The following is a 23,736-nucleotide window of genomic DNA, read 5'->3' as shown; positions in this document are numbered from 1 at the left end:
CGTTAGAAGAGTCCTTTTGAATTCCCTTCAGAATCAACGTCCATATGGACTGCAGACGGTACTTTAGGAAGCCCTGGCATCGTCATGATGTCACCTGTCAGAGCGACCACGAAGCCCGCTCCTGTTTTGGCAATCACTTCTCTGACAGTGACCTTGAAACCGGTCGGACGACCAAGGAGTGATGGATTATCGCTTAGCGAATATTGTGATTTGGCCATGCATACAGGGAAATCGCCCCAGCCATGACGATCAATTTCAGCCAACTGCTTCTTAGCCTTGTCCGTGAAGATTACACCGTCTCCCCGTAGACTTCAGTGACGATCTTCTCTATCTTCTGGTCGATCGGCAGTTCGTTTTCATATAATTGATTAAAGTTCTGAGGCTCTTCAAGTACTTCCATCACCTGTTCTGCAAGCTCGACGCCCCCTTCTCCACCAAGTTCCCAGACTTTCGTCAAGGAAACCCTTACATCCTTAGATTTGCACCAGGATAGCACAAATTCCCTCTCCTCATCCGTGTCGGTTACAAAATCATTCAATGCCACAATTGGCTCCACTCCAAATTTGCGTGCATTTTCTATATGCTTCTCGAGGTTTACGATACCCTCTTTCAATGCATCGACATTCGGTTCCCCAAGGTCACTCTTGGCCACCCCGCCATTCATCTTCAATGCACGGATAGTCGCTACTAGAACAATGGCATCCGGAGCGAATTCGCCCTTCCTGGCTTTTATGTTCATGAATTTCTCCCCACCGAGATCAGAACCGAATCCGCATTCAGTCACTACTATATCTGCAAGTTTTCTAGCAGTGTTCGTTGCTATGAGCGAGTTGCACCCATGAGCGATATTTGCGAACGGTCCGCCATGAATCAATGCCGGCGTACCTTCCATCGTCTGCACCAGATTCGGCTTGATTGCTTCTTTCAGCAGCAGTGCCAAAGCACCTTCCACTTCAAGCTGTCCTACTGTCACCGGTTCCCTGTCATAAGTATAGCCGAAAACAATTTTGGATAATTTATCTTTCAAATCGGTCAGGTCACTTGCAAGACAGAGTACCGCCATAATTTCACTCGCCACAGTAATGTCGAAGCCATCTTCCCTCGGCACACCTCTTGAAGGTCCCCGAGGCCTACGACCACTTCACGCAATGCACGGTCATTCATATCAAGCACGCGTTTCCACGTTACACGTCTCGGATCGATATTAAGCTTGTTTCCATGGTGTATATGGTTGTCTATAAATGCCGAAAGCGCATTGTTTGCAGTGGTTATTGCGTGAAGATCTCCGTTAAAATGAAGGTTGATTTCTTCCATCGGCAGTACCTGCGCGCGTCCGCCTCCAGTAGCTCCACCTTTAATTCCCATAACAGGTCCGAGTGACGGTTCGCGTAACGCAACCATCACATTTTTTTGAGCTTATTGAATGCATCCGCCAAACCTACAGTACAAGTCGATTTCCCTTCCCCTGCCGGGGTTGGGTTCATTGCTGAAACAAGTACGACTTTTGAATCCTTTTCATTCCCTTCTATTTTATGTATATCAATTTTAGCTTTATATTTTCCATACATCTCGAGAGCATCGTGGGGTATCTTTGCGTTTTCAGCTATCTCTTCGATACCTTTGATATCCACTTGTGCAGCAATTTGCTGATCAGTCAATTGTGCCATATTTACATCTCCCTCTTAATTATCATCGTATCCTCATTACATATCCATTATGACATATCCATTATGCCATAATTCACAGAAAATTGCCTCTGAAATCATCAGAGGCAATCAATGATCAATCATCATCCATTGAAGATAGATCACCTGTAGGCAAATCAAGTTCCCAAGCCTTCAGTACACGTCTCATAATCTTACCGCTGCGTGTCTTCGGCAATTTATCTTTGAATTCTATCTCTCTTGGTGCAGCGTGCGCTGCTAAACCTTCTTTGACATATTTGCGAACTTCTTCCTTCAGTTCTTCTGTCGGCTCGTATCCTTCACGTACTGCAATGAACGCTTTGACGATTTCTCCCCTTACAGGATCTGGCTTGCCGATGACCCCCGCTTCCTGTACCGCCGGGTGCTCCACCAGCTTGGATTCGATTTCGAATGGTCCGACCCGTTCACCAGCGGTCATGATGACATCATCCACACGCCCTTGGAACCAATAATAACCATCTTCATCCTTATATGCAGAATCTCCTGAAACATACCAGTCACCAATGAAGTAGGATTCATATTTTGCATCGTTTTTCCATATTTTGCGCATCATTGCCGGCCAGCCACTCTTCATCGCCAAGTTACCCATGCGGTTTGCTGGCAGTTCATTGCCTTCATCATCAATGATCGAAGCTTCGATTCCAGGTAGTGGTTTACCCATCGAGCCGCCTTTGATGTCCATGGCCGGGAAATTGACAATCATATGGGCGCCCGTCTCGGTCATCCACCATGTGTCATGTATCCTTAAGTTGAATACTTTCATGCCCCATTTGACGACTTCCGGGTTTAGTGGCTCACCTACAGATAGCACATGGCGTAGAGAGGATAGGTCAAAATCATTGATGATTTCATCCCCTGCCCCATCAGCATGCGAAATGCTGTAGGTGCACTGTACCAGATGGTGATTTTGAGATCTTCTATGGCTCCATACCATGCTTCCGGAGAGAATCTCCCCCTACTACAACGTTTGTAGCCCCATTCAACCATGGCGCAAAAATTCCATAAGAAGTACCTGTTACCCAGCCTGGATCCGCTGTGCACCAATATACATCGTCTTCTTTAAGATCGAGTACATACTTGCCGGAAATATAGTGCTGGACCATTGCATACTGTACGTGCAATACACCTTTTGGCTGGCCAGTCGAACCACTTGTATAATGGAGGATCATACCGTCTTCCTTATCGAGCCATTCAATTTCAAAGTCTTCCGAGGCATTATTGTAACTTTTATTGAAATCGATATATTTATCTTCTACATCGTCTCCTACGACGATGACTTGTTCCAGAGAAGGCAAATCATCCACCGGAATTCTTGGAAGCAACTCAGGTGTTGTTACAATGACTTTTGCATCACTGTTTTCAAGTCTATCCCTTACCGCCTTCTCCATGAAAGCTTCGAACAATGGACCAACGATTGCACCGAGTTTAAGTGTGCCCAACAGTGTGAAGTATAGCTCAGGGCTTCTTGCCATGAAGATGAACACCCTATCCCCTTTTTCAACTCCAGCTTCATCCTTTAGGATATTCGCCGCTTTGTTCGAAGCCTTCTTCATATCTTCGAACGTAAATGATGATTTATCATCTCCATTTTTATAATGGAGCGCTACTTTATCTCCACGGCCATTCTCCACATGTTTATCGATTGCTTCATAGGCCATATTGAATTTACCTGTTTCATACCAGGAGAAGTTCTTCTCGACTTCTTTCCAATCATGATTTTTTACCGCTTCCTCATAATCCTTCAAGTTAGGATTTTGATCTGTTGCTTCATAAAGTTCCACTTCCATAATCTTAACTCCCCTTTTGTGTTTTCTCTTTTACAATTCTTATTATATAATAGAATAGTAGCATATTTCAAAATAATTAAAATAACTTTCCAGGAGGTCTTCTTTTTGCGTCACATAAAGGCATATAATAAAGAGGAATATGACACGCAAAACCAATCATTTATCATAGAAGGACCGCTGACCGAAAAACAACTCGAGCAGTTCACATATGATGATGGTCTTGATGCATTCCGCCGTCCTGCTGAACAGTTCGATGCGTTAAAAGAGATTGCAGATCTTGAAGAAGGCAGGATTATAATTGCACGCCTCAAGGATCATATCTTAGGCTATGTGACTTTCCACCATCCGGATCCCATGGAACGTTGGTCTGATGGCAACCTGCCTTATATCATGGAACTTGGGGCTGTTGAAGTCACCCTTCGCTACCGCGGTTTCGGCCTCGGCAAACAGATGCTTAAACATGCCATGAAAGACAGTTTCATGGAAAATTACATCATATTGACTACAGAGTACTATTGGCATTGGGACCTCAAAAATAGTGGTCTCGATGTATATGAATATAAAAAACTCATGATTGATTTTATGGCAAGTTCCGGTTTCGAAGTCTTTCAGACGAATGACCCCGAAATAACAGGACACCCGGCCAATACCTTGATGGCACGCATCGGTAAAAATATAACCAATGATCAGATGATGGAGTTTGATAAGCTCAGATTCAAAAATAGATTTTTTTTCTAGGAGGTTGCACATGCTAGTAGAAAGAATTATGACCAGCCCGGTTAAAACGCTTTCACCGGAGCATACTATAGAAGATGCCTTGAATATGATGAGCACATATTCATTCAGACATATTCCGATTGTCGATGGCAATGGAGGGCTTCAAGGTATAGTGTCCGACCGCGATGTGAAGCTGACATTGCCTTCAGTACTGTCCGATGATGACCCTGACTTTACGTTGAAAGTCCCGATATCGAGGATCATGCGAAAAAGGGTAACCTACTGCCATCCTTTAGACTTTGTTGAAGAGATAGCCCTCGATTTCTATCATTACTCCATCGGGGCGATACCAGTACTCAGGAATGAACAGGTTGTCGGCATCATCACGCAAAAGGACATGCTGAACACTTACTTGGAACTTACGGGTATAACAGAACCCGGTTCAATCATAGAAGTGGAGATTGAAGACCGGACCGGCGTCATCTACGATATCGGTAAAGTTTTCAAGGATCTCAACATAAAGATAATCAGTATTTCCGTCTATGGAAATAAGGAAAAGAAAGGGTATAAGACAATTGTTCTCAGGGTGCAGGCGATGAATCCGCAAAAAGCCATAGATACTCTTAAAGCCAAAGGGTTTTCAGTGCTTGAACCTTCTGAGATGGGCCAATGACGAAACCAATCTATATCTATGATGATTCATTGCTGAAATATCGCTTTAGTTCCACCCACCCTTTCAATCAAATGCGGATCAAGATGACAACCGACCTGCTCACCATGTCCTCACAACTCAATGAAACTGACATTATCAAACCTCGAGATGCCACTGATGCAGAACTTGGACTGGTTCATAAGCAGGATTACATGGATGCGGTCAAACAGGCGGGGGAAGGCAGTTTGTCTCCTGAAAAAATGGAAAGTTATGGCCTGAACACAGATGACACACCAAGTTTTGAAGGAATGCATGAAAAGAGCCGTATGCTGGTCGGTGCCACATTGACTGCTGTTGATGCAGTGATGGAGGGACGAGCCAAAAAGGCCGTGAGCCTTGCCGGGGGCCTCCATCATGGGTTCAGCGGTAGAGCAAGCGGCTTTTGCATCTACAATGATTCGGCTGTCGCTATAGAGTATATGCGCCGAAATACAATCAGCGTGTGATGTATATTGATACGGATGCCCACCACGGTGATGGTGTCCAATGGATATTCTATGACAGCAATGAAGTCATGACTTATTCCATCCACGAAACGGGACGGTACCTATTCCCAGGTACTGGCAGCCTCACAGAACGAGGCACAGAAGAAGGTTTTGGATTTGCCGTCAACCTTCCAATTGATGCATTTACAGAAGATGAATCTTTCCTTGAAATCTTTAAGGAAACTTTGGAGGCTGCCATCATTAAATTTAAACCGGATATATTATTCAGCCAGAATGGTGTGGATGCACATTACAGGGATCCGATGACGCATCTTTCAGTCACTTCAAACACATTTGAGGAGATTCCGAGATTCGTCAACGAAATGGCAGATAAGTATACGGATGGAAAATGGATTGCGGTTGGTGGTGGCGGCTATAACCTATGGCAGGTCGTACCTAGGATGTGGGCGCAGATATGGCTTGCCATGAATGGTGTGCCGCCTTTACGGGGACGGTTGCCTGAAGCATTCATCGCCAAGTATGAAGGCAAATGTCCAATTGACTTCCCGGTTCTCTGGAGGACGATCTCAGTGATTATGATGATATACCTAGGCGGGAAGATATCAATGAAAAAAACAGGAGCATGCTCTCACGTGCCATGCTCCATATAGAAGAGCAGTAGGGATACTGATGTATATGTAATTTTTACGTAAATTTTTCAGCTGAAATATGGTTATTCCAAATATCCATACCCATCACGACCCGATGGGCATAAGAAAAATTTAGAACTTTATTTTGTCATCCACCATCAAAAAAACGGCCTGGAAATCCTAAGTTAAGATTTCCAGGCCGTTTTTCGCTTCAGAGCTTGTCTGAGTCCTTCTACTTTGTAGTGGATCGATATTCAATTTTGTATGGAAGGATGACATTCGCCTCTTCAATCGGTTCATCCTTCATGTATTTCGTCAACAACCTCATCCCGACAGCTCCGATATCGTAAAGCGGTAAAGCTATGCTTGATAGGGATGGACGCGCCATATTGACCAGTCTGGTATTGCTGCAGCTTATGATTTGTACATCAGCAGGCACTTTAAACCCTTCATCCATATAAGCATGAAGAATGCCTATTGCAGTCTCATCACTCATGGTAATGATGACATCAGATTCAACAGCACGCAATTTCTCGAATATTTCTTTTCCTGACTGATAGTCTTCACCAGTCGAAAATATCGATTCATCCCTGAAATTTTTCCCTTTTTCTTTGTACGCAGCTTTAAGCCCTTCCTCAATATGTTGTTCAAGCTGCTCGGAATAGGAAGCTTTGACAAAACTGATCTGGGCGGCTCCTTCTTCAAGAAACTTCAAGGATGCTTCTTTAATTGCTTTGTGATAGTCAATATTGACTGAAGGCAGATTTTCATCCTTCTCACTTGTTCCGCAGATGACTACAGGAAGATGCGAGCGCTTGATATCATCCAAGGTTTCGTCATTCAATGCACCACCCAAAAAGACGATGCCATCCACCTGTTTACTGATGAGGCTCAAAAAGGCATCGCGTTCCTTTTCCGGATCATTATCTGTATTAGTGATGATGACCTGATAATTATACATTTCCGCTATATCATCCAATCCCCTTGCCAAAGAGGAATAGTATAGATTGGAGATATCAGGAATGATGACGCCGACTGTTGTCGTTTTCTTGCTTGCCAGACCGCGTGCTACAGCATTCGGCCGATAATCAAGACGCTCGATGACGTCTTTTACTTTCTTTCTGGTATCTGGTTTAACGTTGGGATTTCCATTTAATACCCTGGAAACAGTCGCCATCGAGACTTTGGCCTCCCGGGCAACATCATATATTGTAACCGTCATATTGCACCCCCGCGCGCTTTCTGAAAGCGCTTTTTGTATTATAATAACACGAACAACAGCAATTAGTCACTGTTATGAGATGTTTTGATGAAATTCGTCAAACTCCTCAAGTGTCATCTGCTGAGCCTGATCGCTAAGGGCATTTGCAGGATCTGGATGCACTTCAGCCATTATGCCATCCGCACCTGCTGCGAGGGCAGCATTGGCACAGTCTGCCATGATTTCCTTGACTCCTGTTGAATGCGTAACATCAACCATGACAGGAAGATGAGTCTTTTGCTTAAGCAGTGGTACAGCAGAGATATCAAGGGTATTTCGTGTCATCTTTTCGTAAGTCCTTATGCCTCGCTCACATAATATGACATTGCTGTTGCCTTCTGCAAGTATATACTCGGCAGCCATCATAAATTCTTCTATTGTCGCACTCAGACCCCTTTTCAGAAAAACTGGCTTGTTGGATTTTCCGACAGCTTTCAATAATTCGAAGTTCTGCATATTGCGTGCACCAATCTGGAACATATCCAAGTAAGGCTCAGCCAGTTTGACATGTTCAGGCGCTACAATCTCACTGACCACTTTCAGATCATAGGTCTTCTTAATCTGCAGTAATATTTCGAGACCCTCTTTACCAAGACCTTGGAATTCATAGGGAGATGTACGCGGTTTGAACGCCCCTCCCCTTAAAATTTCGAAACCTTTACTTTTCATGTGTTCGGCTACTGTCGCCACCTGATCGAACGATTCTACTGCGCACGGCCCAAAATATGTACAGGAGAACCTTCACCTATCGATACGTTGCCCATTCCCACAACAGTGTCCGTGGCTTTGGTAGACCTTGACACCAACAAAGGGGTTTCCCTTTGGCCTCGGCTGTAAGATTCAGGAGTGCCTCCATCCCTTCTCGTGAACCGAGATCGCCAGCCACCTGCTCCAACCTTTTGAAATGATCAGTCATGTTGAAGGATGCTGGTTTATCTAGCATTAATTCATGCCGTTTTTGAAAAAGTTCAAGCAATTCAATATCCGTATCCAAAATGGCTTTTTCAATATCCTTGCTTTGTTCAGTCATGTTTTCACCTCATAAAATTAACCACATGCATGTACATGTGGTTAGTGGAAGAATGCCATCATATTATTACTATTTCTTATCTCCGTCAAGTGTTTCTTCAAATTTAGATACATCAACCGTTCTTACGTCGTCACGGCCAGGTTCTTGAACTTCTTCCTGAATTGCATCCTTTTGAGCTTTGACAGCAGATTCGTCAAGGGATTTAACCCTCTGCTTTTCCTCTTGCTCACCTTTTTTTGCTTTCATCTCATCTTTGGTTTCATTGACTTTATTGCTGAGCTCTTCTTTCTTCTCTTGAGCTTTTTCCTTCAGGCTCCCCTGCTCCTCACTGTTTTCAGAGTTCAGGCCTTCTGAGAACTTCTGGGTCTGCTCGGAGATATCATCTCTAAGCGCATCACCAGATTTTGGTGCAAGTAATAAACCGCCGACTGTGCCTACAATCAGGCCGACAGCCAAGCCGACAGTGAAATCCCTGCCGGTCGATTGATGGACTTGTTCTTCATACTCTTCAACACCATGAAGGTGGCGGTCACGGTTATAGGTTTCCATATATAAACCTCCTGTTATTTACGATCTTGTTCAAGACCTGCATTAATGCGGTCTTCATCTACATTATCGCTCTCTGTTACCGCTCGATTTACAGCGACCGGAAGATTATCCGGATCTGTTTCTGCTGTTGCAGAATATTTCGTATTAAAAGCACTGTTGCGCTTTTGTCTCATCTGCCATTTGTCAGCAACTTCCATTGCTACGTTTGACCACTGGACGACTTGCGAAATCTTATCTTCATTTTGGGAAATGTTATGCGTAATGGAGTTTGTCACTCTATCTACAGATTCATTAAGATTTCCCATGGAATTACCGATGCCCTGAACTGCATCCACTACAGAATTGAGTTTTGCAGATTTACCCTGAACATCTTCAGCGAGACGGTTCGTCTTGTGAAGCAGATCTGTCGATTCCCTAGTGATGCCTTGTATCTGACCTTCTACACCATCAAGTGTTTTTGCAACATGGTCCAGATTCTTCTTCACTGAAAACAGTACTACTGCCAGTGCGATACAAAGAATCAGAAAAGCAATTGCAGCAATGCCTGCAGCAATATATAAAACTATTTGCCAATCCATTTCAACGCCTCCATATTCATTTATATTTGATTAGTCATACTTAAGATTAACCCAAAACATACGAGTGTAAACATGATTCATCTCTATTATGATAATAACTCTGTAAATCTCTTCTCATATTTCTGTATATCTCCTGCACCCATAAATATTATTACGGCTTCCTCGTGCATATTCAACTTCCCGATATCTTCTTCATCAAGGAGTTCAGCCCCTGGTATGAGCGCCACAAGATCCCGACTTGATAGACTGCCCGCGTCTTCACGTGCGGAACCAAAGATATCCACTATATAGGATTTGTCGGCACTGGATAATACTTCTGCAAATTCATCAAGGAATTTTTCAGTTCTTGTAAATGTATGCGGTTGGAACACCGTGACGATTTCCCTGCCGCTATACTTTTTTCTGGCCGTTTCCAAAGTGGCCCTGATTTCACGGGGGTGATGTGCATAATCATCCACTATCACCATCCCATCTTGGTAGGTTTCGCTGAAGCGTCTCTTAACCCCCCAAAAGTGGTGAATGCTTCTTTAATATTGTCCATATTCAAGTCTTCTAAGTAACTGACGGCTATGACAGCCAAAGCGTTTAAAACATTATGGTCTCCGTGGAGGGGAATAAGGAAGTTGTTCAGGAATTCTCCTTTAAAATAGACATCAAAAACTGTCCCATGGTTGTTCGACTCTATATTATCTGCATAGAAGTCATACTCTTCCCCTACTCCATAGAAATAGACCGGCACCTGGTAGTCGATCTGCTGTGCGTAATGGTCACCACCATAAGCAATGACTGCTTTTTTCACTTGGGAAGCCATATCGGAAAATGCATCTATAACATCATCCAAGTCTTTGAAGTAGTCGGGATGATCGAAATCGATATTGGTTATAATTGCGTAATCTGGATGGTAGCTTAGGAAGTGGCGTTTATATTCGCACGATTCAAAAGCGAAATATTCACTGCTCTCAAGCCCGAAACCTGTCCCGTCACCTATCAGGAATGTAGTGTCCACATCCCCATTCATAACATGGCTGAGGAGTCCCGTCGTTGATGTTTTACCGTGGGCCCCGGTCACTGCTATCGATGTAAACTGATTCATGAATTTGGATAGGAATTTATGGTATCTGATGACCGGATACCCGAGTTCAAGAGCTTTTTTTATTTCTTCATGCTCGTCATTGAATGCATTGCCGGCAATATACGTCACACCTTCAACAATATTATCGGCACTGAAAGGCAGTATTAGGATGCCTTTGTCTCTAAGTTGATATTCTGTAAACACTTCTTTTTCTATATCGGATCCTTGGACCTGGTGCCCAATATCATGCAGAACTTGTGCCAAGGCACTCATTCCCGCTCCTTTGATTCCTATAAAATGATATTTTTCCATGAGACCACCACACTTTCATAAAATCGATTCATTTTCTCATTCCCTTGATGTGGGAAAATATCCTCTGCTTGATTTCCGGGGTCAGAATACCTGCGTTGACTCGTACAGGCTGATTGGAAATTGGGATTTGAACCAGCATATCGTTTCCTTCTGCAAGTTCATTGCTGCCATCGATCACCTTCGACTTTTCATCCTTAAACGACAGACGCGTCTGCATCTGTTGAAGCAGCTCGAATCGGATTCCGACGTCGCTTCTCGAATGGTTCAAGATCAAGTGCATGCCAAGCGGCTTGCCTTTTTTAAGCAGTTGGACGATTGCCCGTATCGCTTCAGGATTATTGTACTCGAACAAATCAGATAAATCATCAATTACCACTGCTATGACACTTTTTTTAGCATCATTGCTGACCCTTTGGTTATAGCTGCTCAAGTTCCGCACATTCGCTCTTCTGAATTGGTTATGCCTGTTGTTCAGTTCATTGAGGACATCTTCCAGTACCGTCTTGTCCCCAATTGACTTAGGTGTGCTGAACATGTGAGGCAAATCTTTATAGGCGTCATAATGCGCCTTATCAGAAGCCACATGAATCCGAAGTTCATCGGGGCTGTGGTTCATCAGTAGGGAAACGAGTATATTATCGATGACTGATGAGGTCTCTGTGTCATTTCCACCGTAGAGCAGGATATGCCCGGCTTTTGGCAGAAGGAAGCTGAAAATTTGATCGTCGACAGTTTTGCCCATGACAAACTTGTAATCATTTTTACGAAGCTTAAGGCTGCTGGATGTAAAGAGGGTGGCAAAGGAAATGGGATAAGGTTCAGGAAGCATGAACTCTATCCCGATATTCGATGTGCCTGTAATCGGTGCTATAATCTTCATATCATCAAATGGTAAATATGGCAGTAGATGTTCTTTTAGCTTACCGACTACATTAAGCCTGAAATTCCGGTCCAACGATAGTTCATAGCGGGCGGTTACACCATTTGTCTTGACATCACGCAGACGGGTCGGCACACCGATGGCTTGGAACGCTGAAACGATGACATCCCCAAGGCCTTCATCCCTCAACTCATACTGGGCATCCTGCTGCTGTCCCAGAATTTCGAGCGGCGGCAAGGTGTTTTTTGGTCCACTGCGTTTTACAGAGCGGTTAGGCGCGCTTTGAGATTTCTTTTTGTCATAGGGCGTCATGATGACATTAAAAGGAGTTGATGCTTTGCCCGAGTTTTGCTCATCAGGCCCTTTTCCATCGTTTTCTCCAGCTGAGCTGTAGGTCAGCTTTCCAGGGGCAGTTCGCATTCCCTTCTTTTGCAGCGGACCCTGATATTGGTTATGCTGATTCTTTGCCTTCTTTTTTTGGCGTCGCGCACGTTCTTCGCGCTGGCGTTTCAATTCCTCGACAAGCGGAGACACATAGCCTCCATCTTTTTTTTCTTTTGCCTCGGATTCTTCTTTCTGATCTTTCGCGACATCTTTTTTTGTTCCATGTATCGCAGAAGGCACTTCACGGGCTTTACTTATCGTGAACTTCGATGGCCGGCGTTTCCTGGAACTATGCTCATCCAACAGAATCTTCTGTTGCTGTTGTCTGATCAGATCTTTTGAAGGTTCGTCAAAATCATCTGACCTGCTTTCGTTACCCTTTGCCTCGTCACCTAGGTCCAGCGGAAACCTGAATTTTTCGCTGCTTGGATTCCTATCTTCGAAATCACGACTGAATCGTCTTCTCCTTCTTCCTCTATCCACTCTCATCACCCTTATTTAACTTCAAATGGTTGTGATACTTCATAGCTGCCGTCCAACACATAAATCCCTTTGACACCATCATCCTCGAGGTTGAGTTCTTTCTTCGAACAGATCATCCCCGACGATTCTACGCCCCTTAATTTAGAAGGCTTGATATACATCCCGTCAGGCATCACTGCGCCGACTTTAGCGACCACTACAAGTTGGTCTTCATCTACGTTAGGTGCCCCGCACACTATCTGCAGCGTTTCATCACCAACGTCCACTTGACATACATTCAATTTATCAGCATCCGGATGAGCTGATTTCTGCATCACTTTTCCGACTACGAATTTTGGTGATAGATCTGGTTGGATTGTTTCCAGTCCGTTCTTCTCAAGCAGGCTATTGATTTCCTGAACAATTTTTTCATCGGGCTCTATGTTGACCTCATCGGGCATAGTGATATGTTTTGAAGCATTGAATATATTCAACCCTATGATTCTGTTCCCATTTTTAATGATTGTAACATCATCATGATACTCATAGATTGGATCATCTGTTTTTTCAAAGGTAACGAGCAGTACATCACCGACGTGTTTTCTGTTATATGTCAATTTCATTCTTCTCTACCTCTTTTATTGTTCTGTTGTTTCCCAAGTATAAATACCGGCTGCAGTTTGTCGCCATCATAAGAGAACGACAGCGACGTGATCGGTGTCAACCCTTCGGCGAAATACTGCATCATCATTTGTGCCATCACATCATAGCCTACATTATTTTTGACATCCGCGATTATAAGGACGTCCTGATGCGGTAGGCCAACCATCATTTCACCTTCCATGCTACGGTACATTTCTCCGAGGAAGGCTTCATTCAGGATTCTGGTCGCATCATAGCCATCATTGTGGTTGATGAAATAGAAATCATTTTCCTGGATTGTATCCTTATTGTAACTGATGGGTAGTTTCTCAAGGTTTTTCCAGGCGAGTTTCTTTAAAGCTGCTTTATCGATACCCAAGGAGTTAAGCAGTTCTTCATCAATCAGACGGTAGCTTTTCTCAAAGTCGAGGGCATAATAGATGTTCGTTTCATTTGTGTGGTCATCCGTTATGAAAGGTACCCCACTTTTAGTTTCTTTATGGAAGCTCGTTGACCTTACAACAGGATAGATGGCATTCTCATCGAGTGTCAATTCGCCTTCTTTCATGCGCTCGAGCGTTTCATCGATATAATACACCACTTCATCGACGAATTTATCATCTTTCTTTGCTTTGTCCACGGCTTTTGATAATGCGATATCCAATCCTTTGCCATTATCAATGCGCTCCACCCTCAGCATTTCCTCTTCACGATCAAATGCTGTCTGAAAATCATCACGCTTTTCCTTCAATTTCTCGATGATTCTGTCTCTAAGCTGAAAAATATTCATAAAATAACCTCCGCATTTGATTCTAATCTCATGTTCCCAGTTTAAGTGTCTGATCCCCTTCTTTTATCAATCCTATACGTTTAAGCAGGATATAGAATACCAGAGTTACAACGGCCGGTAAAATAATTTGGAAGATCAGGATAAGTAACAGTACTTCCATCGTCGGCCCCATGGTTTCTATGGTCATGATCTGTCCAACAAGCCCGCTTGTGCCCATCCCGGCACCTGCAGCATTATTTTCCATCGGAAAGAATACGGTCATGATAGGGGCGATGATTGCACTCGCAAGGATTGGAGGCAAAAGGATGAACGGATTCAACAATACATTGGGCACTTGGAGCATTGATGTACCAAGGCCAATGGACAATACACCTGAAAAGCCATTATCCCGATACCCTGTCACAGCAAGTCCCACCATGTGACAGCAGCAGCCGATTACTGCAGCTCCTGCAGCAAGCCCACTTATATCAAGCATCAAGGCAAGGGCTGCACTCGATAATGGGGCTGTCAATGTAATGCCGAATATGACTGCTACCAGCATACCCATCACGAATGGGCGCTGTTCTGTAGCAAAGACGATTACATCGCCCATGCCAGTCATGAAATCACCGATTACAGGTCCGATAAAACGCGCCACCCCATATCCGATGATAAGAGTGAACAGCGGTGTCAATATAATATCGATTCTGGTCCTCCCAGCATATAATTTGGCTATTTCTATGGAGGCGATGCTCGCAATGTAACTGCCTGCAGCCCCGCCCATATCGTAGGCAGCATAACTAATCGCCACTACAGTAAAGATGACGAGAGGGGTGCTTTCAAGCCATATCCGATTGCGGCGCCTATGGCAGCTCCTGCCATACCCATCGCTACAGCCCCTATCTCCCTAAAACCTGAAAGGTAAGGGATATATGTGCCTATGGTATCGATGATAAGGCCGATGATAAGGGATGAGAACAGACCAAGCGCCATAAAACTCATGCCATCTATGAACCATCTTCTAAGGAGCGTTCTCATTAGCGTCCTCTCAACTGTTCAACCCTTTGGGAATCAATACCCTTGACAAGCTCAATCAGCATCTTCCTCGCTTCAAGATAGTCATTCTTATTGATGATTGAATGGCTCGTGTGTATGTAGCGTGCCACAATCCCAACCACTGCACTGACCACTCCATCATTGGCAACATGGATACTACCTGCGTCCGTACCGCCTGGGGACTGATAGTATTGATATTTAATATCGTTCTCTTCTGCTGTGCTGATCATATAGTCGCGCATCGGTTTGGACAGGATCATTGTGCGGTCCATTATTCTGAGGAGGGTTCCCTCACCCAATTTTCCAATGTCATCATTTTTACCCATCATGTCATTCGCCGGAGAACAATCCACTACAAATGCGATATCTGGCTGTATCATGTTGGCGCTTGCTTTTGCCCCTCTGAGCCCTACTTCTTCCTGGACATTGGCGCCGACGTATAAGTCACAATTAAGCTCAACATCCGCCAGTGCCTCGAGCGTCTCTATCGCAATCAGGCAACCGTAGCGGTTATCCCAGGCTTTAGCGAGAAGTTTATCCTCATTTTCCATCACTTGGAAATCCACATCCGGTACAACAGAATCTCCTGGATAGATGCCCATTTTCTCTAGTTCTTCCCGGCTATCTGCTCCGACGTCAAGCAACATATCTTCGATCTTCACCATATTGCCCTTATCGTCCCCTTTTCTGAAGTGGACGGGCACGCTGCCTATAACCCCAGGGATCTCTCTGTCCTCAGAAGTTCTCACTTTAAACTTATGGCTAAGCAGTACATCATTCGACCATCCCCCAAGCGGAGTAATCTTCAATAGACCATTGTCGGTCGTTTGGGTAATCATGAACCCCACTTCATCCATATGGCCTGCTATCATCACTTTAGGCGCGTCTTTCACTTTTGATTTTTTAAGTGCAAAAATGCCCCCTAGGCCATCTTGGATGATGTCATCCGCCAAGGGCGCCATTTCTTGTTTCATGTAAGCACGCACCTGATCTTCAAACCCAGGTGCGCCGTGAAGTTCTGTCAATGTTTTCATTCTTTCGAGAGTGTTGTCTGTGACTTTCATTACAATTCCCCTTTTCATGATCATTTGACACATAAATATGATAAAATTATTGCGATAGGAGGTCATACCATGCCATCTAGAAATGTAAAGATTTCCATAGCTATTCTTCTTGCGCTGCTTCCTGCCCTTGTATGGATCAGGATGAACAAAAATGTCCACCCCCGTGCCATCCTAGCAGAATTACGTGCTCAATATGATGACATTACATTCATCTCACTTGACTATAGCCCTTCAAAGAAGAAGTTTCTCGGTCTTGAACGCGATGTCTACACTGGCCGTTTCCATACAGGAGAAGGCGATTCGACAAGGCGTTATCAATTTACTGCCGATGCTTATACAGGTGAAATGATGGAAGCTGTGGAACTGTAGTTCCCCGGCTTTTTTTATTTTTCCATACCTTGAGAAACGAAGGCGCCATTTACATTTTATCATTATTCATTAAGGAAATACACGACATAAAAAAGCATCCTAGAAAGATGCTTTTAACCGGTATATTTTATTTCCTTGAGCCGAGAACTTATTCTCATATTCAGTACGTATGTTCTCAGGAGGTTCATCAGCATGAAGATCCAAGATGACTTCTTCAAATGCCATTCCATAATTGTTCATGCTTCTCAGGCTGAACTCGAACAGACCCCTGTTATCAGTCTTGAATTCAACGCGGCCTTCCTTGTACATAATTTTTCTATATCCTTCAAGGAACCCTTCATGGGTAAGCCTTCTCTTTTCATGGCGATTTTTTGGCCACGGGTCGGAGAAATTGAGATATATCCTTTCCACTTCCTCTTCCCCAAATATTCTTCCAGCCTACGGGCATCCAGGAGGACAAGCTTGATATTACCAAGTCCCTCCTCCTTCACCTTCTCGACTACACGGATCAGAACATTTTTATCAAGCTCGATGCCGACGTAGTTTATTCCAGGGTTTCTTTTGGCCATTTCAATTATGAAGGTACCCATTCCAGTACCAATTTCCACATGAATCGGTTGCTTTGAAGGGAAAAACCCTTGAATATTTCCTGCATAGGACGAATCCGTATCCACGATATGCCCGTGTTCGTTCAGAAAATCCATAGCCCATGGCTTATTACGCATCCTCATTATATTTACCACCTGTTACCGATTCTTATAAAACATGACTCTATATGAAGCGGTCCCTCTCTATCACTTTATTCAAAAAGATAATCCAGTCGTTCATGTCCTTAAACCGCTTATGGTCCTCATACCACTGAATCATAGTGATCGCCTGGACCAGAGTATACCACTTCATACGTTTCTTTAAATCTCTATTGAGCGGTTTACCATAACCCTCAAGCCATTTTTCCCAATCCTCCGGCTCCACATAAGTATATAGCAGCATCCCGAGATCGATGGCCGGATCGGCTATCATCGCGCCTTCCCAGTCCACCAGATAAAGTTCATCCTGTTCAGATAGCAACCAATTATTATGGTTGACATCCCCGTGACATACTGTGCAGAAGGATTCATCGATCTTCGGCATTTCATTCTCCAGATATTGAATGGCCGTCCGTACAGTATGATGGGCATTCACCTTAGGTGAAAGCGACGTTTGAATCTTATTGAGGAGGAGATCCGGCAACATGGGTTTCATGCCCAATTTTTTCAGCATGGTGCGGAGAGGATTGGACGAGTGTATCTTACTCATCAATAAAGCGACCCTCTCCGAGCACATTTCATCACGAGTCAGCTCCCGGCCATTCTTCCAATGCTGTGCCGTCACTACTTCGCCGGTCTCTATTCTTTTTGTCCAGACCAGCTTCGGAACGATGCCTTCAGCAGACAACGCAGCAAGGAAAGGGCTGGCATTTCGTTTCAGGAAGAGTTTCCTGCCATCCTGTTCCGCCTTATAGGCTTCACCGGAGGCACCACCGACGGGGTCTAGTGTCCAGCCGAGCTGATAGAAATGCTCCAAATTCCACACCTCTTTTCATCATCAAAGAAAAAAGCGCTAAATATTCAAGAATAAGATAGCGCAGATTTCTGTTCGTGTTATAAATTTTATAGTGTTTCTTCGCTTATTTCAAGAACTATCGTTGAACCGATTTTGATAACTGGATGTCCGACACCTTCAAATCCATACAGTGCAAGCGTTGAAGGAATAAAAAATAATTAGAGTAATTTTTCAGTTTAACATTATTTGGACATGTTTAATTTTTGGGTCTTTTTTTGAAAGGCTTCTTGGATTCGCATCGTCATCGGACCTTTAAGTCCTTCACCGACCGCTTGTTCATCAACGCTGCCTACCGCCAGCACTTCCAAAGTTGTGCTTGTAATGAATACTTCATCAGCTGCAGTAAGGTCAGCCAACGTAAAACTTTCTTCTTTTACTGGAATCTCCAATTCATCAGCTATTTCGAGTACTGAAAGTCTGGTGATGCCATTCAGTATTAGGTTGTCCGCCGGATGAGTATACAAGGTACCCTCCTTGACGATGAATACATTTGTTGAGGTTCCTTCCGTAACGGTGCCATTGCGGTGCAATACCGCTTCTTTGGCCCCCTGTTCTACAGCACGCTGCTTTTCCAGTACATTCGGCAGCAGATTGAGGCTTTTAATATCGCATTTCAACCAGCGGTAGTCTTCAGATGTGATGATGGCCACCCCTTCTTCACTATGTGCGGCAGGGCCTTCAATTGTATTCATATATGCCATAACCACAGGAGGCGTGTTAACCGGGAAAGAATGGTTTCTGCCATCTATACCTCTTGATACTTGAAGATAGATATAGCCATTGCTTATTTGGTTCTGTTGTTGCAATCCAGCTATAATCTCCATGATTTCATTGCGTTCCACCCCTTTAATCCCTATCTTTTCAATGCTTCTGAAAAGCCTATCGATATGCGCTTCAAGTGTATAGAAAACACCATCGTAAAGCCGGATGACTTCGTAGACTCCATCTCCGAAATAAAACGCCCTATCATTATAGTCAATCGAGATATCTGCGTCTTGCTTAAATTCACCGTTATAATAACTAATTTTCATTCAATTCACCCTTTATGCATATTCTATGCAATGCTTCCAGATAGATTTCGGTGGCCAACAGCAGTTCTTCTATTTTCATCCGTTCATTCTTCTGATGCATAGTATCTTCCGTATCATTGAACATGGCACCATATGCAACACCCTTCTCGAGGACCCTCGCATATGTACCCCCACCTATCGTAAATGGTTCGGACTCATCTTCGACATGGTTGCGATATGTCTCTGTAAGTATTTTAACTAGAGGATCATTTTTATCCACGTAGTGGGGAGGCTGGAAGTCGACATCTTCGACAGTAAAGCCTTGTTCCATGATCGCTGCATCCAACTTTTCCACACCTGCCTCAAAATCGAGGCCTTCGGGATATCTCAGATTGACACCAAAGATGCCGCCATCGACTTCCGTGTAGTTGATCATTCCGACATTGACGCTCGTCTCCCCCAGTTCCGGATGGGAGCCATCCATGCCGAGTAATGAACCATCGGTGCTGCCGGCCAGTCTTTCAGTGGCAAAATTTACGAAGCTCTCCGCATTATCATCCATATTCAATCTCGAGAGGAAATCAATCAGTATAAGTCCGGCGTTAATTCCTGCCTCTGGTGTAGACCCATGCGCACTTTTTCCTTGGACGCCGAGTTTCAGGAATCCGTTATCCACTTCATAATTCCCTTCTGCCTCAGTTTCGCGTAAAAAGTCTTCAAACGACTGGATTACTTCGCTCATGTTCTGGAGGACTTTGAGCTTGGCTTCTGCATCTTCTGGCACCATATTATATCTCTCACCTGAAATCAGCACCTTCAATTCGATATTCGGCTCAGTTTCATCAACTTGGAGGTTCTTTTGCACAAGGTTGAATGTAGAGATGCCTTTTTCCCATATATAAGCGGAAATGCAGCATCCGGCGCAAATCCGGCCTTAGGCATTTCCTCTGACTTGAAATAGGCTTCTGTACATTTCCAATCGGATTCCTCATCAGTACCGATGATTAGACGTGTCCGGTATTTGAAGGGCAATTCCTGTTCATTGAGTATCTTCATTGCGTAATAGGCAGCCATAGTCGGCCCTTTGTCATCCTGCACGCCACGTGCCACAATTGTGCCATCCACGACTTTTGGCGTAAACGGATCGGAATCCCAACCACTACCCGGCGGAACTACATCGACATGCCCCAATATTCCAAACAGCGGTCCTTCCTTCCCCGCTTCGATATGTCCCGCTATCGAGTCGACGGTCTTGGTCAGGAAACCATCCCTTTCGCCAAGCTCCATCATGTAGTCCAATGCTTGTTTCGGTCCAGTACCGACTGGTGCGCCTTCTACGGCTTCTCCCTTTACACTCTCTATCTCAAGCAGCCCTTTAAGGTCATTGATCAGTGCTTCACTATGTGATTCTACTAATGATTTATAATCCATTGATGACAACCCCCATAAAATATGACGCAATCTTTAGCTTAATGATAAAGAAAAGGAATCATAAAACAAGGGGACACGTGTATCTCACGTGTCCCCTTCCTCATTACTTATTTTTCTTTTTTTGACTGTAGGCCTTCATCTGTGACGACGTGGATATTATGGTTGCCGTCCATTTCACCTTCGTCTTGTACCACATCAACATTTTCTTCGCCTTCTAGCCCTTCAATCACTTTCGCTTCATCTTTATTCAACTCACCATGGCTGACATCATCCTGCAAGTGTTCCTGTGGGTGGATGCCACCTTCGGAAATCCACTCATTGTTCATCTGTTCGTCTGTCAGCTGACCTTCTGCATCCATCCTGTCAGGTTTTGTGGAGTGTTCGCCGGACACACTACTTTTGCCCTGGCTTGCAGAAACTTTGTCATTGCCGTCCGAACCATCGTCTGAACCTGTTGATTCATCTTTATTCATTCTTGATTTGGCTTTCTCCTGTGCTGACTGGGCATACCCTTTGGGATCTTCTTTCGCTTTCTCGATTTCAGATTTTGCCCGCTCTTGATATTCTGCAGCCTGTTTATTTACTTTTTCCTGTACATTTTGAGCGTAGCCCTTCGGATCTTGTTTCACCCGGTCATATTCACTCTTCGCTCTTTCCTGGTATTCTCCAGCCTGTTTTGAAAGTTTGTCCTGTACATCTTGGGCATAGCTTTTAGGATCTTCTTTCACTTTGTTGTATTCATTCTTCACTGCATCACGGTTTTCCTTTTTGGAAAGTTGCTTAGCAGCCACGGCAAGGCCGAGCATAGCTGCAACTTTCAGCAATCCACCTGTTTTTCTAGCCATTTAAAACACCTCTTGTCATATTATTTTGTAGTCGTCTACTGATTGATATTTACCCATTGGCATATTTGTTAAACGTTTCTCAACAAAGCAATTTCATTTTCTTTGAGCCGCCTGTATTCCCCAGGTTCTAAAGTCCCATCCAGCTCCAAGCCGGCAAATGAAATGCGCTCAAGGGCAATGACTTCATTTTCCAGGTACCCGAACATCCTTTTCACCTGATGGAACTTGCCTTCGGTGATCGTCAATTCAACGACCTTCTCAGACAACCTGTGTGCTTGAGCCGGAGCGCTCGTAAAATCTTTCAGGGGGATTCCTTCCCTGAGCAGTTCCAAATCTTTTTCCTCCGGCGCTTTTGCCAACGTCGCGATATATGTCTTCGGCTGTTTTTTCCTTGGACTCAAAAGAGTGTGGGCGAGTTTGCCATCATTGGAGATCAGCAGCAGTCCGGTTGTATCTTTATCGAGTCTTCCGACTGGAAAGAGTTCGCCTTTTTGCGGGTGATCGATCAGGTCTATTACAGTTGACGTGGCGCCTTCTTCAGTGGAAGAAATGACACCTGAAGGTTTATTCAGCATAAAATAGATGTACTGTTCGAGCTGGATTGCTTCTCCATCAATCTCGACTGTATCTTCGGCTGAAACGGATGATTTCGGATCCGTGACCACTTTACCGTTGACTGCGACATGTTTTTTCCTGATGAACCTTTTAACATCATTCCGACTGCCCACGCCGGCATTCGACAAATACTTGTCGAGTCTCATTTATAGCACCTTCAATCTTTTGCGTATCTTATCTGCCCTGCTTCCGAGTATCTCATCAGCCAGCCCGGTTTTGAAGGAGAGTATCATATAGACTATGCCCCCACCGGGACTGCGACGGCCATGATGATGATGGAGTTGAGTTTCTGCTCAACCTCGGCATTCAGGATGAAAATATAGTATACAATTTCGACTGCCAAAAGCATCACGAGGCTGTAGACCATGATCTCCACCAGTGGTCTGAACAATGTCCTCAAGCTGAACCCACCGTGCTTCCTGATAATGTAGAAGTTGATTGCGACACCAATGCTAAGTGCTGTGCCGGTGCCCATGACGGCCCCGACCGTGCCGAATTGCATTATAAGCGGAATATTGATTGCCGCTTTTATGGCGAGCATAGTCAGAACGACATAGAGCGTCAGATTCTGCCTATCGATGCCCTGAAGGATGGAGCATGTGATTGTGAATAGTGAAATGACGATGCTGACCGGTGCATAGAACATCAGAATCTTAATGCCCATTTCATTATAGCTATAGAACGAAGTATACAATGGTGCTGCCAGGATCATCATACCGATTGCTGCAGGTACGGCAAAGAACAACAGCATTAAAACCATCATCTTGATCTGGTGGTGTACGTCTTTCATATTGCTCTGATGGTAGTTTTTCGTGATGAACGGCAAGATTGTAATAGCAAATGCAGAGGCGAAGGCCGTCGGAATCATGACGAGTTTGTGCGTCGTCAGGTTCAGCATGCCAAACCATGCATCATGAAACTCTTCAGGTACCCCACCAAGGGCAAGGCCATTATTATGGGTCAATTGGTCTATGAACAGCGTGAGTGGAATACTGATGCCGACTATGATGAATGGAATACCGTATCTGATGATTTCAGAATACATTTCCTTATATGAGAAATCATAATCCGTCTCATCCGACTCGACCATTTTTTGGATGTGGGGTTTTCTTCTGCGCCAAAAGAACCACAACGTCGCCAGTGAACCAAGACCCCCGATGAATGCTGCAAACACTGCAAGCTCATTGGCCGTCTGTACAGAGCCACTCCATACATAGAGCACAAGGGAAGAGCCGATGAGCAGGAAGACGATCCTTAAGATCTGTTCGACGACTGCAGAAGCACTTGTCGGACCGAATGACTCGAATCCTTGGAATATCCCGCGCCAAGTCGCCATGAACGGGATGATGATCACCGCAACGCCTACGACCCTGATGATGCGGGTGATATCTTCGGTGGACCAACGATGCTCACCGTCACCGGCAGCAAGGGTCTGCAGTTCTGCAATATAGGGTGCCGCCAAGAATAGAATTAAAAAAGCGATAAACCCTGATGCCATCATGACGAGCAGACTTGACCGGTATAACTTCTGACTTGTGGCATACGCCCCGAGTGCATTGTATTTGGAGACGTATTTGGACACTGCCCCCGGGACTCCGGCTGCAGCAATAGACAGCATGATTGTGTAGGGCGTATATGCATACCCATAGAGAGCGAGATTTTCCTCGCCGCCCATAATGCTGTAGAATGGTATCAGGTATAGCATACCAAGTACTTTCGTGATGACTGTCGCGATAGTGAGCAGAAATGTTCCGCGCACCAGCTTATTTGAATCAGACATTTTATAACCCTCTTATTTTAAGAATAAT

The 23,736-nt window shown here is 44.4% G+C and carries 16 protein-coding genes and 8 pseudogenes; 4 read left to right on the top strand and 20 right to left on the bottom strand.

The features are described 5' to 3' along the window. Positions 1-2 precede the first annotated feature (2 nt). Positions 3-1,667 (bottom strand): annotated as a pseudogene (locus tag ACYF68_RS06625) (formate--tetrahydrofolate ligase). A gap of 115 nt (positions 1,668-1,782) precedes the next feature. After that, positions 1,783-3,493, bottom strand: a pseudogene (acsA, locus tag ACYF68_RS06620) (acetate--CoA ligase). Between the two features lie 105 nt (positions 3,494-3,598). Here acsA and ACYF68_RS06615 point away from each other — a divergent pair. The 3 genes and pseudogenes from ACYF68_RS06615 to ACYF68_RS06605 all read left to right on the top strand — a co-directional run bounded on the left by ACYF68_RS06615 (position 3,599) and on the right by ACYF68_RS06605 (position 6,029). Next, a complete protein-coding gene (locus ACYF68_RS06615; protein ID WP_461045936.1) occupies positions 3,599-4,231 on the top strand; it encodes a GNAT family N-acetyltransferase in 633 nt (210 codons plus the stop codon). 10 nt (positions 4,232-4,241) lie between these two features. Continuing rightward, a complete protein-coding gene (locus tag ACYF68_RS06610) occupies positions 4,242-4,883 on the top strand; it encodes a CBS and ACT domain-containing protein (RefSeq protein WP_461045935.1) in 642 nt (213 codons plus the stop codon). Continuing rightward, a pseudogene (locus tag ACYF68_RS06605) lies at positions 4,880-6,029 on the top strand (acetoin utilization protein AcuC). The gene ACYF68_RS06610 and the pseudogene ACYF68_RS06605 overlap by 4 nt, the downstream one beginning before the upstream one ends. A gap of 200 nt (positions 6,030-6,229) precedes the next feature. Here the strand turns inward: ACYF68_RS06605 and ccpA are convergent. The 11 genes and pseudogenes from ccpA to ACYF68_RS06550 form a co-directional block, all read right to left on the bottom strand. Further along, positions 6,230-7,219, bottom strand: coding sequence for a catabolite control protein A (ccpA, locus tag ACYF68_RS06600; RefSeq protein WP_461045933.1), 990 nt, complete (start codon positions 7,217-7,219; stop codon positions 6,230-6,232). A 72-nt stretch (positions 7,220-7,291) separates the two neighbouring features. Next, positions 7,292-8,088: pseudogene (locus tag ACYF68_RS06595) on the bottom strand (bifunctional 3-deoxy-7-phosphoheptulonate synthase/chorismate mutase); the annotation flags it as partial. Beyond that, positions 8,004-8,288: a hypothetical protein gene (locus ACYF68_RS06590; protein WP_461045931.1), complete on the bottom strand. Its 285-nt coding sequence runs from the start codon at positions 8,286-8,288 to the stop codon at positions 8,004-8,006. The pseudogene ACYF68_RS06595 and the gene ACYF68_RS06590, both read right to left, overlap by 85 nt. A gap of 69 nt (positions 8,289-8,357) precedes the next feature. Then, on the bottom strand, positions 8,358-8,837 hold the full coding sequence (locus ACYF68_RS06585; RefSeq protein WP_461045929.1) for a YtxH domain-containing protein: 480 nt from the start codon (positions 8,835-8,837) through the stop codon (positions 8,358-8,360). Positions 8,838-8,851: 14 nt separating this feature from the next. Continuing rightward, positions 8,852-9,415 carry a DUF948 domain-containing protein gene (locus ACYF68_RS06580; RefSeq protein WP_344702563.1) on the bottom strand — a complete coding sequence of 188 codons (564 nt, stop codon included), beginning with the start codon at positions 9,413-9,415 and terminating at the stop codon, positions 8,852-8,854. 86 nt (positions 9,416-9,501) lie between these two features. Beyond that, positions 9,502-10,799 (bottom strand): annotated as a pseudogene (gene murC / locus ACYF68_RS06575) (UDP-N-acetylmuramate--L-alanine ligase). 28 nt (positions 10,800-10,827) lie between these two features. Continuing rightward, a complete protein-coding gene (locus ACYF68_RS06570; RefSeq protein ID WP_461045926.1) occupies positions 10,828-12,546 on the bottom strand; it encodes a DNA translocase FtsK in 1,719 nt (572 codons plus the stop codon). An 11-nt stretch (positions 12,547-12,557) separates the two neighbouring features. Beyond that, positions 12,558-13,148, bottom strand: coding sequence for a YtpR family tRNA-binding protein (ytpR, locus tag ACYF68_RS06565; RefSeq protein ID WP_461045924.1), 591 nt, complete (start codon positions 13,146-13,148; stop codon positions 12,558-12,560). Further along, positions 13,145-13,957, bottom strand: a complete 813-nt coding sequence (locus ACYF68_RS06560; RefSeq protein ID WP_461045922.1) for a DUF1444 domain-containing protein — start codon at positions 13,955-13,957, stop codon at positions 13,145-13,147. Before ACYF68_RS06560 ends, ytpR begins: the two co-directional genes overlap by 4 nt. A 28-nt stretch (positions 13,958-13,985) precedes the next feature. Continuing rightward, a pseudogene (locus ACYF68_RS06555) lies at positions 13,986-14,974 on the bottom strand (PTS transporter subunit IIC). Then, positions 14,974-16,056 (bottom strand): M42 family metallopeptidase, encoded by a 1,083-nt coding sequence (locus ACYF68_RS06550; protein WP_461045920.1) that lies wholly within the window; start codon positions 16,054-16,056, stop codon positions 14,974-14,976. Before ACYF68_RS06550 ends, ACYF68_RS06555 begins: the two are co-directional and overlap by 1 nt. Before the next feature lie 69 nt (positions 16,057-16,125). On the opposite strand from ACYF68_RS06550, the gene ACYF68_RS06545 reads away from it, so the two are divergent. Continuing rightward, positions 16,126-16,425 carry a hypothetical protein gene (locus ACYF68_RS06545; protein WP_461045918.1) on the top strand — a complete coding sequence of 100 codons (300 nt, stop codon included), beginning with the start codon at positions 16,126-16,128 and terminating at the stop codon, positions 16,423-16,425. Positions 16,426-16,524: 99 nt separating this feature from the next. Here ACYF68_RS06545 and trmB read toward each other — a convergent pair. From trmB to ACYF68_RS06510, 7 genes and pseudogenes are all read right to left on the bottom strand, one after another. Next, positions 16,525-17,156 (bottom strand): annotated as a pseudogene (gene trmB, locus ACYF68_RS06540) (tRNA (guanosine(46)-N7)-methyltransferase TrmB). Positions 17,157-17,196: 40 nt separating this feature from the next. Beyond that, positions 17,197-17,988 carry a phosphotransferase gene (locus ACYF68_RS06535; RefSeq protein ID WP_461045916.1) on the bottom strand — a complete coding sequence of 264 codons (792 nt, stop codon included), beginning with the start codon at positions 17,986-17,988 and terminating at the stop codon, positions 17,197-17,199. Positions 17,989-18,209: 221 nt separating this feature from the next. Continuing rightward, positions 18,210-19,058, bottom strand: coding sequence for a D-amino-acid transaminase (dat, locus tag ACYF68_RS06530; protein WP_461045914.1), 849 nt, complete (start codon positions 19,056-19,058; stop codon positions 18,210-18,212). Continuing rightward, positions 19,048-20,468 (bottom strand): annotated as a pseudogene (pepV, locus tag ACYF68_RS06525) (dipeptidase PepV). Before pepV ends, dat begins: the two are co-directional and overlap by 11 nt. Positions 20,469-20,575: 107 nt before the next feature. Then, on the bottom strand, positions 20,576-21,313 hold the full coding sequence (locus ACYF68_RS06520) for a hypothetical protein (RefSeq protein ID WP_461045912.1): 738 nt from the start codon (positions 21,311-21,313) through the stop codon (positions 20,576-20,578). A 68-nt stretch (positions 21,314-21,381) separates the two neighbouring features. Next, a complete protein-coding gene (locus ACYF68_RS06515) occupies positions 21,382-22,074 on the bottom strand; it encodes a pseudouridine synthase (RefSeq protein ID WP_461045910.1) in 693 nt (230 codons plus the stop codon). A 92-nt stretch (positions 22,075-22,166) separates the two neighbouring features. After that, entirely contained in the window at positions 22,167-23,708 is a 1,542-nt protein-coding gene (locus tag ACYF68_RS06510) for a putative polysaccharide biosynthesis protein (protein WP_461045908.1), read from the bottom strand. Positions 23,709-23,736: the final 28 nt, after the last annotated feature.

The organism is Salinicoccus sp. CNSTN-B1 (assembly GCF_054792835.1).
The sequence above is the reverse complement of the archived record's forward strand: the minus strand, read 5'-3'. Positions and strand labels throughout refer to the sequence as shown.